The sequence below is a fragment of the Mesorhizobium sp. M4A.F.Ca.ET.050.02.1.1 genome, from assembly GCF_003997725.1.
Lineage (GTDB): Bacteria > Pseudomonadota > Alphaproteobacteria > Rhizobiales > Rhizobiaceae > Mesorhizobium.
Window position 1 is genome coordinate 1 of record NZ_RZSG01000193.1, and the last position, 8678, is coordinate 8678.

Consider the following 8678-nt stretch of genomic DNA (forward strand, 5'->3'; position numbering starts at 1 on the left):
CTCCCGACACCTTCGCCATAGATTACACGGCGAACCGTGAGGTGAATACGAAGACAAGATAACTTCCTTCGTCTTAGTGCTCTTGCGAGCGTCGGCGCCGCCCCTCATCCGGCTGCCGCCATCTTCTCCCCGTAAACGGGGAGAAGGGACGCCGTCATCGACGGTTTCGCCAATCTCCAGCGTTGCAGAATGAGTGCCAAGGCTGCGGCCGGCTTCTTTCTCCCCGTTTACGGGCAGAAATGCCCGGCCGGGCAATGAGGGGCGGCGAGCGCCTCGGCGATTGTCGCCGGCTTGTTTTTATGGCTGGCGGCTGGCAGTAGTTCGGCGACCTCTTGCCGGACCCCGCCGCATGCCCTTTTCCATCGCCACCTGGAACATCAACTCGGTGCGGCTGCGCATGCCGATCGTCGAGCGCCTGCTTCTGGAATACGCGCCCGATGTGCTCTGTCTGCAGGAGACGAAGGTTCCGGACGAGCTTTTCCCGAAAAGGCCTTCCGCAAGCTCGGCTACGAGCACATCGCCTTCCACGGCCAGAAAGGCTATCACGGCGTCGCCACGGTGGCGCGGCGGCCGATCGAGCTGGTTGAAAAGCGCCGCTTCTGCGAGATCGACGACAGCCGACACCTCTCGGTCAGGGTAAGCGCCAGCGGCAAGTCGATCCTGCTGCATAATTTCTATGTGCCGGCGGGCGGCGACGAGCCCGACCCGGAGATCAACCGCAAGTTCAGGCACAAGCTGGATTTCGTCGCCGAGATGAATGGTGTACGGGCCGAGCACGACGCCGGGTCCGGCTCGATCCTGGTCGGCGACCTCAACATCGCGCCGCTGGAGCATGACGTCTGGTCGCACAAGCAGCTGCTCAACGTCGTCAGCCACACGCCGGTGGAGACCGAAAGCTTCGAGGCGATGCGGCGCGCCGGCGACTGGGTCGACCTGATGCGGCTCAACGTGCCTGCCGAGCAAAAACTCTACACCTGGTGGAGCTACCGCGCGCAGGACTGGCAAGCGTCGGACCGCGGCCGGCGGCTTGACCATGTCTGGTCTTCGCCGAACCTGGTGGAGCGCTTCACCGGCTACGAGATCCTGCGCCCGGCGCGCGGCTGGGAGCGGCCGTCGGACCACGTGCCGGTGATTGCGCGGTTCGATCTGGATTGAAGTCCGCCGCAGCCGGACGGATTCAAACACGGGGCCTGACGTTCTTGGGCGCGCCGTTCCGGAACCTACGCGGGCAGAGCCTCCTGTTCGTCCGCATGCCCCATCAGACAGGGGTGATCCCGGCGGCGCGTCGCCAGCATCCGCCGGGCGGCTTCTATGATTTTCGGCGCCGGGACATCGGCGACCAGGCCGGTCGGGCTTTCATGGCGCGCTTCCACCGCGTCCACGCTGTTCGAAAGCGGTCGCCAGCGAGCCATGTTGGCACCGCTATTGACGATGACCATCGGCGTCATCACCGTGGCCATGAGATGCGCCGTGCCGCCTTCGGCGCCAATGTAAAGATCGGCGAGTTCCCCGAGCGCCAGCAGGATGTCGCTGACAGGAATATCTTGCGCCGCGCCAGAATCGACGAGCCGCAATTTCGGCACGCGTTGCGCCAACTCGGCCATGTCTGGGCCGACGCCCGGTGTTTTCACATAGATGAGGTTGGCGCCATCGCCGATCATACTGTCGGATATCGCGACAACCTGATCCGCTGTCATCCGTTTGTTGCCATCGCCATGGGCCGCGATGACGACCAATGGAGCATGCTTGCCGGCCAGGCGCCTGGCCGCCGCACGCGCGGCCGCAGTCGGCTCCAGCCGATGGTCAAAAGGCAACCGCTTTCCCGCCAGGCGTTCGACAAGGCGGTGGTAGCGCCATGCATTGTGCTCTGGTCGTGTTTCGGGTCCATGGCCGGGGGGCCAGGAAAGAGCGAACGCCGGAAAATTTGCTTCGTAGACGATGCCGCGGCCGAGCAGCGATACCCAGGTTTGAACCAGCCAGGGCGCGACAATGCGGAAATCGACAATGGCCAGCTGCCCTTTGCCCTTGCGATGACTGGCGACCAGATGCGCCAAGGGCGTCTGCGCCCTTATCGTATCGACCAGGTGGCGGACATGGTCATTGACGGCGGTTTCGAGCGTGCATGTCTGGGTGGTTCCGTACACGATCAAACTGTCGGGAAATGCCGTTCTCGCCGCTCGCAAGGCCGGAATCCGCAGCAAGCCGTCGCCGAACGCGTCCTTGCGTGAATACAAGATAATCGTCTCGTAACGCGCTGGCGGCATTCCCGCTCCCCCCAGGAGCTCGGTGGTGTCGGTTCCTGCTACGCGGCCCATCCTCGAGTCCTGTAGGATCTCACCTTTTGCCTGTCAACGGAACCTCGCCCTCGGGGCCGGATGATCAACGCCAGGTGCGATTCGTCTACCCCGTGAAACGCGGCCCCAGTTTTTCGATGCGCCTGATCATCTGCTGGAATTCCTCCAGGATGCGCTCGTGCAACAGCACCGCAATCTCCGGATATTCCTCCAGGATGCGGCGGAACATCTTGCGGCTGAGCCGGATCACTTCAGAGTCGACCGCGGCCGATGCGCTGGTCAGCCGGTTGGTGTCGGCAATCAGCGCCAGTTCGCTCAGCATGGTGCCGGGTCCGGCGGTGCCGATCGGGACGCGCTCGCCATTCTGCTCGCGATAGAGCGCGATGCGGCCGCTGACCACGATATAGGCCGAGTCAGCCGCGTCATCCTCGCGGTAGAGCTTGTGGTCCGCCTGCAACAGCGTGGTTTCGGCGCCGAAGGCGAGCAGGCGCAACTGCTCCTGCGTGAAGCCCTCGAAGAGCTTCACGGCGGACAGGATGCGGATGTCGTCATCCAGCGCCATCTAGCTATGTCCCCGAGCGGTCAGTCCAGTCCCTCCCTTGGAGCGCGGCGTCCTCCTGGACGCGCAAAGGACGCTCCAACATCCTTTGAGTCTACGCATCGTGCCCGCCAAAAATCGATTCCGATTTTTGGCCGATGCGCATCGGAGCCGATCCAACCACCCTCCAGCACCAGGATCGCTTCCGAAGCGGCCCCGCCCTGACCGCTCATTGGATCATGAAAAGTTTAAGGAACCAGCTTGTAGCCGCCGCTTTCTGTCACAAGAATTTCGGCATTGGAAGGATCGCGCTCGATCTTCTGGCGCAGCCGGTAGACGTGGGTTTCCAGCGTGTGCGTGGTGACTCCTGAATTGTAGCCCCAGACTTCTTCCAGAAGCACGTCGCGCGTCACCACCTTCTGTTCGGCGCGATAGAGGTATTTGATGATCGACGCCTCTTTCTCGGTCAGTCGCACCTTGGCGCCGCGCTGGTCGATCAAGAGCTTCTGGCTGGGCTTGAAGGTGTAGGGGCCAACCGAGAAGGTGGCGTCCTCGCTCTGTTCGTGCTGGCGCAATTGCGCGCGGATGCGGGCAAGCAGCACGGCGAAGCGGAACGGCTTGGTCACATAGTCGTTGGCGCCGGCCTCGAGGCCGAGGATCGTGTCGGAATCGGTGTCGTGGCCGGTCAGCATGATGATCGGCGCCTTGTAGCCGCCCTTGCGCAGGATCTTCACCGCCTCGCGGCCGTCCATGTCGGGCAGGCCAACATCCATGATCAGGAGGTCGACAAGGCCGCCGCGCGCCGCGGCGACGCCTTTCGCGGCCGTCGCTTCCTGCTGGACGTCGAACTCTTCGTAGAGGGCCAGTTGCTCGACGAGCGTGCCGCGCAGGTCGTCATCGTCGTCAACGATCAGTATGGTGCGTGAGGTCATGGATCAATCCGTTGTTTTAAAAAGTATATTCAGTTGACCGTCCCCCATTTATGCGGAAGCTGACCGGCACAACAGCCGATCACAGTGATTTGTTCCGTGACACGATCATACAAGAAAAAACGTCCATGCAATGCAGCCGGCGCAATTTTGCCAAAAGGCCTCGCCGTGCTCAGCGTGCGCGCCAGGCCCGGCCATCCCAGCCAGGGGCTGCTGCAGGCGGGCAGCCTGGTGTTCGCCTGCGCGCTGGGACGCGGGGGCATTTCGGCGAACAAGCGCGAAGGTGACGGCGCGACGCCGCTTGGCGCCATGCGCATATTGTCGGGCTATTTTCGCGACGATCATTTTTCCGGCGGCCGCAGGACGCGGCTTGCGATGGCGCCGATCGGGCCGGATCTCGGCTGGTGCGAGGTGCCCGACGACCGCAACTACAATCGCCCGGTGAAGATTCCCTATGGCGCCAGCCACGAGCGGATGCGCCGTGATGACCGGCTCTATGATGCCTGCCTGGTGCTCGACTGGAACATCGCGCCGCGGCGGCGCGGCCGCGGCAGCGCCATCTTCTTCCATCTGGCGCGGCCCGGCTTCACACCGACACAAGGCTGCGTGGCGGTGACGGCGCGCACCATGGCGCGGCTGTTGCCGCTGCTTTCGGATCGGACGGTGGTGAGGGTGGTGAGGTAGGGATGACTAGGCAGTAGGGCGCTATGCCCTCTTTCCCCTACTGCCTAATCCCTACTGCCTTACCTTCTCGGCTGCTGCCAGCCAGTGCCGAGCAGCCCGATTTCGCGGAGCTGCCGGTCCACAGCCTTTGCGACGTCCCGGCGCTCGGCGCCGATGTCACGCAGCAGGTCGTCGGAGAGATCCTCGATGGATTCGAGGGGAAGCTGGGCAGCGACACGCGCCTGACGCAGCCAATCGAGGGTGGCGCGCAGCCAGACTGCGATACCGGAGCGGGAATTTAGGGCGGCGTGGGACTTCAGAACGATCTCGGTCATGGCTCTATCCGGTTTCTCCGGATGTCAAATCCGGTTTGATAGTGCTTCGATGCTGCAATCATGCCGGATTGAAAAATAAACAGGAAACGAGTAGTTCTTGCTTGATCATCAAGTTTTATTTGGAGATCGAATGGCCCGCCTGCTGCCCGGAACGCGTGCCCTGAGGACGTTCGAAGCGGCGGCCAGGCACCTCAATTTCACCCGCGCGGCCGACGAGCTCGGCCTGACGCCGGCGGCGGTCAGCCACCAGATCAAGGAAATCGAGGACCAGCTCGACCTTGCGCTGTTCATCCGCACCAGCCGCACCATCCGGCTGACGGAGGCCGGAAACGTCCTATTCGAGGCGTCGATCGACGCGCTCGACCTGCTCAACCGGGCGGTGTCGCGGGCCCGCAAGATGACGCGCGGCACGGCGCTGCTGAAGGTGACGCTCGACGCCCAGTTCGCGACGAAGTGGCTGATGCGCCGCGTGGACGATTTCCGTCAGCGGAAGCCGGGCATCGAGCTGCGTTTCGACATCACCTATGATGTCAGGGACTTCGAGCGCGACGATGTCGATATCGGCATTCGCTTCGGCGCCGGCAAATATCCCGGTCTTGCCGCGCATCGCCTGTTCGACAACATCATCATCCCGGTGTGCAGCCCGGCACTGCTGGCGTCCGGCCCACCGCTCAACGAGCCGCGCGACCTCTTTCGCCACACGCTCGCGCATATCGACTGGTCGCGCCAGGGCGTGACGTGGCCGAACTGGAGCATGTGGATGCATGCGGCCGGCGTCGACGATTTCGACGACAGCCGCACGCTTGTATTCGGGTCCTCGACCGATGCCACGCAGGCGGCGCTCGACGGCAACGCGGTGGCGCTGGCCGACTTCGCCATGGTTGCCAATGACCTTTCGCAAGGGCGTCTGGTGCGACCCTTCGAGCTCGGCATCAAGGTGGCGCCGGAGTTCGCCTATTTCCTGGTTTATCCGGAGGCCGTGAAGGACGACGCGCGCGTCGCCGCCTTTCGCGAATGGCTTATCGAGGAAGCGGCGAAGACGCCGACCTGAGAAAGCGAGTTGATATTCAGGTGATGCCGGCCTGCAAATGGCGGGTTCCTGCGCTTCCGGTGCTCACGTACTTCAAGTACGCTCCGGTTCTCTGAACCCGCCACTTTTGGCTCGTCCTGACCTGAATCTCAACTCGCCCTAGCCGGCCGGCGCGCCGAACCAGCCAATCACTGCGCCGATGAGGAGCAGCACGCCCAGCCAATGGCCGGCATCGATCAGCGTCAGGTCCCAGCCAAAGCCTTCATAGCGGTGGTTGACGGACAGCGTGGTGGCGACGAAGCCTAGCCAGAGCACGAAGCCGAAGATCAGCCCGGCGACAAGGCTGGGCTCGCCGCCGGTCATCGCGCCGACGACCAGGCTCAGCACGATTGCCATGACCAGCTCGGCGACGAAGGAGATGATGAACGACAGCGGCGACCGTTTCATCGTCGCCGGATCGAGCTTAGCCGCCTTGAGCCACGGCTTGCTGAGCGTCGTGTACCAGGCGGCGCCGAACAGCCACGCCACCACGGCGGCAACGACCACCGCCAGCCAGTTCACCGCAGAGAAATCCATTCGACCCCCTCCCGATGCATGTCGTTCTAACATGCACCCTCTTTGAAATCGCGGCGATGGAACGCCTGTTCGGCGCTGCCGTCAAGCAAGGCGCCAGACGGTGGTGCGCTTGACCTCGGCATCCTCCAGCACGCGCGTCACGGGCACCTGGTAGACGGCGAGCGATTGCAGCCCCTTCTTCGGCAGGTAGGCGCGGCCGGGATCGCCGACGAGGATGTCGGCGCCGCGCGCCGTCAGCGCCTGGAACCAGGGCAGCAGCCTGTCGGCGAAGGACCTGTCGTAGAAGACGTCGCCGGCCAACACGACATCCCAGCCCATGTCGGCGCCGACGCAGTCCTGACCGAGGAATTCCGCCTCGGCCCGGTTGGCCTCGAGGTTGAGGGCGATCGCCGTCTCGCAGAACGGGTCGATGTCGGCGGCGATAACCGCCGCTGCGCCGGCCTTCGCGGCGGCGATGGCGACCAGGCCGGAGCCGGAGGCGAAGTCGAGCACCCGCTTGCCGCGAACGGTTTCGGGATGGTCGAGCACGTAGCGGGCAAGGCCCTGGCCGCCGGCCCAGGCGAACGCCCAGAACGGCGGCGGCAGGCCGATCGCAGCCAGTTCCTCTTCCGTGCGCAGCCAAAGGTCATGCGCCTCGTCGGCGAGATGCAGGAACACTTCCGGCACATGCGGCGGCGCCATCAGCGCCGTGTTGTCGAGAATGAACTTCTTCGCGCTTTTCGGCGTCAGCCTGGTCACGGCGCCGGCGAGAGATCGGCCATGCGGCAGACCTCTTTCCATTCGGCCGGCGTCACCGGCTGCACGGAAAGCCGCCCGAGCCGCACGAGCGCCATGTCGGCGAGCTTGGGATTGGCCTTGACCTGCTCAAGCGTGACCGGGGTCGGCACATCCTTGAAGGCGCGGATGTCGACGCATTCCCAGCGCGGGTCATCGGTTGTGGTGTCGGGATGGGCAAGCGCGCAGACCTCGGCGATGCCGACGATGTTGAGCCCTTCATTGGAGTGGTAGAAGAAGCCGAGATCGCCGATCTTCATCGCCTTCATGTTGTTGCGCGCCGCATAGTTGCGCACGCCATCCCATTGCGTGCCGGCCTTGCCCTTGGCCTTCAGCGCCTCGAAGGAGAAGACCGAGGGTTCGGATTTGAACAGCCAGTAGTTCATCTCAGTTGTCCCCTTGCCATTGTCGGTTGGCTACAATGAAGCGTTCGCGCTCCCACTACCCTTACCCTTTCCCCGTTCTCGCGGGGAGAGGGGCGCGCCAAGCGAACGATCAAGCACCGGCGGGCTTCTGGAAGACCCAGTTCCACGGGCGGATTTCGACGCTTTCGAACAGGCCGACCTTGGCATAGGGATCGCTGGCCGCCAGGGCTTGCGCCGCCGTCATATCTGCTGCCTCGATCATGACCAGACTGCCGTCGGGCTTGCCGTCAGCGTCGAGGAAGGGCCCGGCAAAGGCAAGTTTTCCTTCGCTGATCAGGCCTTCCAGGAACGCCGCATGCGCCGGCCGCGTGTCGACCCGCAACTGCAGGCTGCCGGGCTTGTCCTTGCAAATCAACGCAAACAGCATGGTCTAAAACTCCGATGGTTCAGATGTCGGTTTCGGTCTTGAGCGGCCGCGTCATCAGCGCCGTCACGGCCTGGCCGATGGTCACGGTGCCGTCGAGAATCGCGGCGACGGCGGTGATGATCGGCGCGTCGATGCCACGCTCTGCGGCGAGGCGGGCGGCGATCGCCGCCGTCGGCACGCCTTCGGCGAGCGGCAGGCCGGCAAGCGGCTTGCCCTGCCCGAGCGCCAGCCCATAGGCGAAATTGCGCGACTGCGCCGACGAGCAGGTGAGCAGGAGGTCGCCGAGACCGGAAAGCCCCATCAGCGTCTCTGGCCGGGCGCCGAAGGCGGCGCCGATGCGGCGCAATTCGACGAAGCCGCGCGTCACCATGGCGGCTTGCGCGCTGGCGCCGAGCCTCGCGCCGGTGACGGCGCCGGCGGCAATGGCGAAGACGTTCTTCAGCGCGCCGCCGATCTCGACGCCGACAAGGTCGTCGCTTGAATAGCAGCGCAGGTTCTCGGCCGAGAAGCGGGCGGCAAGGTCGGCTGCCAGCTCCGCCTCGCGGGCGGCGACTACCACGGCCGTCGGCAGGCCACGGGCGACATCGGTGGCGAAGCTCGGGCCGGACAGGGCGGCAACCGGATTCCCAGGCAAAGCCTGCTCGACGATCGCCGACAGCAGCGCGCCGGTGTCGCGCTCGATGCCCTTGGCGCAGAGAACCAGCGGGACACCCGATTGCACATAGTCGCTGGCGGCCGTCAGCATGC

The 8678-nt window shown here is 64.4% G+C and carries 11 protein-coding genes and 1 pseudogene; 3 read left to right on the forward strand and 9 right to left on the reverse strand.

Features of this window, described 5'->3' with window-relative positions:
- The first annotated feature begins 349 nt into the window (after positions 1–349).
- Positions 350–1155: pseudogene (locus tag EOA33_RS15090) on the forward strand (exodeoxyribonuclease III).
- A 65-nt stretch (positions 1156–1220) separates the two neighbouring features.
- Here EOA33_RS15090 and EOA33_RS15095 read toward each other — a convergent pair.
- From EOA33_RS15095 to EOA33_RS15105, 3 genes are all read right to left on the reverse strand, one after another.
- Positions 1221–2234, reverse strand: a complete 1014-nt coding sequence (locus EOA33_RS15095; protein WP_189375365.1) for a hypothetical protein — start codon at positions 2232–2234, stop codon at positions 1221–1223.
- A 166-nt stretch (positions 2235–2400) separates the two neighbouring features.
- Positions 2401–2856 carry a cyclic nucleotide-binding domain-containing protein gene (locus tag EOA33_RS15100; protein ID WP_126057505.1) on the reverse strand — a complete coding sequence of 152 codons (456 nt, stop codon included), beginning with the start codon at positions 2854–2856 and terminating at the stop codon, positions 2401–2403.
- 224 nt (positions 2857–3080) lie between these two features.
- A complete protein-coding gene (locus tag EOA33_RS15105; protein WP_126057506.1) occupies positions 3081–3764 on the reverse strand; it encodes a response regulator transcription factor in 684 nt (227 codons plus the stop codon).
- 144 nt (positions 3765–3908) lie between these two features.
- Between EOA33_RS15105 and EOA33_RS15110 the strand changes: the two genes are divergently transcribed.
- Complete coding sequence (locus EOA33_RS15110; RefSeq protein WP_189347350.1) at positions 3909–4445, forward strand: L,D-transpeptidase; 537 nt, start codon at positions 3909–3911, stop codon at positions 4443–4445.
- A gap of 59 nt (positions 4446–4504) precedes the next feature.
- On the opposite strand, the gene EOA33_RS15115 is transcribed toward EOA33_RS15110, so the two are convergent.
- Positions 4505–4759, reverse strand: coding sequence for a hypothetical protein (locus tag EOA33_RS15115; protein WP_126057508.1), 255 nt, complete (start codon positions 4757–4759; stop codon positions 4505–4507).
- A gap of 130 nt (positions 4760–4889) precedes the next feature.
- On the opposite strand from EOA33_RS15115, the gene gcvA reads away from it, so the two are divergent.
- Positions 4890–5810 (forward strand): transcriptional regulator GcvA, encoded by a 921-nt coding sequence (gene gcvA, locus EOA33_RS15120; protein WP_126057509.1) that lies wholly within the window; start codon positions 4890–4892, stop codon positions 5808–5810.
- 138 nt (positions 5811–5948) lie between these two features.
- Here the strand turns inward: gcvA and EOA33_RS15125 are convergent, their stop codons facing one another.
- The 5 genes from EOA33_RS15125 to EOA33_RS15145 form a co-directional block, all read right to left on the reverse strand.
- On the reverse strand, positions 5949–6365 hold the full coding sequence (locus tag EOA33_RS15125) for a DUF1761 domain-containing protein (protein WP_126057510.1): 417 nt from the start codon (positions 6363–6365) through the stop codon (positions 5949–5951).
- An 81-nt stretch (positions 6366–6446) separates the two neighbouring features.
- The gene (locus tag EOA33_RS15130; protein WP_190234277.1) at positions 6447–7145 is read right to left on the reverse strand and encodes a methyltransferase; all 699 of its coding nucleotides are present in this window, start codon (positions 7143–7145) and stop codon (positions 6447–6449) included.
- The gene (locus EOA33_RS15135; protein ID WP_127405972.1) at positions 7100–7525 is read right to left on the reverse strand and encodes an EVE domain-containing protein; all 426 of its coding nucleotides are present in this window, start codon (positions 7523–7525) and stop codon (positions 7100–7102) included. Before EOA33_RS15135 ends, EOA33_RS15130 begins: the two co-directional genes overlap by 46 nt.
- Positions 7526–7634: 109 nt before the next feature.
- Complete coding sequence (locus EOA33_RS15140; protein WP_126057513.1) at positions 7635–7931, reverse strand: YciI-like protein; 297 nt, start codon at positions 7929–7931, stop codon at positions 7635–7637.
- A 19-nt stretch (positions 7932–7950) separates the two neighbouring features.
- The coding region (locus EOA33_RS15145; protein ID WP_127405973.1) for an NAD(P)H-dependent glycerol-3-phosphate dehydrogenase at positions 7951–8678 on the reverse strand (728 nt) is incomplete at its 5' end.

Excerpts from the sequence above, each read along its gene's own strand:
- EOA33_RS15135 (WP_127405972.1), bottom strand. The coding sequence starts at position 7,525 with ATGAACTACTGGCTGTTCAAATCCGAACCCTCGGTCTTCTCCTTCGAG.
- EOA33_RS15125 (WP_126057510.1), bottom strand. The coding sequence starts at position 6,365 with ATGGATTTCTCTGCGGTGAACTGGCTGGCGGTGGTCGTTGCCGCCGTG.
- EOA33_RS15100 (WP_126057505.1), bottom strand. The coding sequence starts at position 2,856 with ATGGCGCTGGATGACGACATCCGCATCCTGTCCGCCGTGAAGCTCTTC.
- EOA33_RS15105 (WP_126057506.1), bottom strand. The coding sequence starts at position 3,764 with ATGACCTCACGCACCATACTGATCGTTGACGACGATGACGACCTGCGC.
- EOA33_RS15140 (WP_126057513.1), bottom strand. The coding sequence starts at position 7,931 with ATGCTGTTTGCGTTGATTTGCAAGGACAAGCCCGGCAGCCTGCAGTTG.
- EOA33_RS15130 (WP_190234277.1), bottom strand. The coding sequence starts at position 7,145 with ATGGAAAGAGGTCTGCCGCATGGCCGATCTCTCGCCGGCGCCGTGACC.
- EOA33_RS15115 (WP_126057508.1), bottom strand. The coding sequence starts at position 4,759 with ATGACCGAGATCGTTCTGAAGTCCCACGCCGCCCTAAATTCCCGCTCC.
- gcvA (WP_126057509.1), top strand. The coding sequence starts at position 4,890 with ATGGCCCGCCTGCTGCCCGGAACGCGTGCCCTGAGGACGTTCGAAGCG.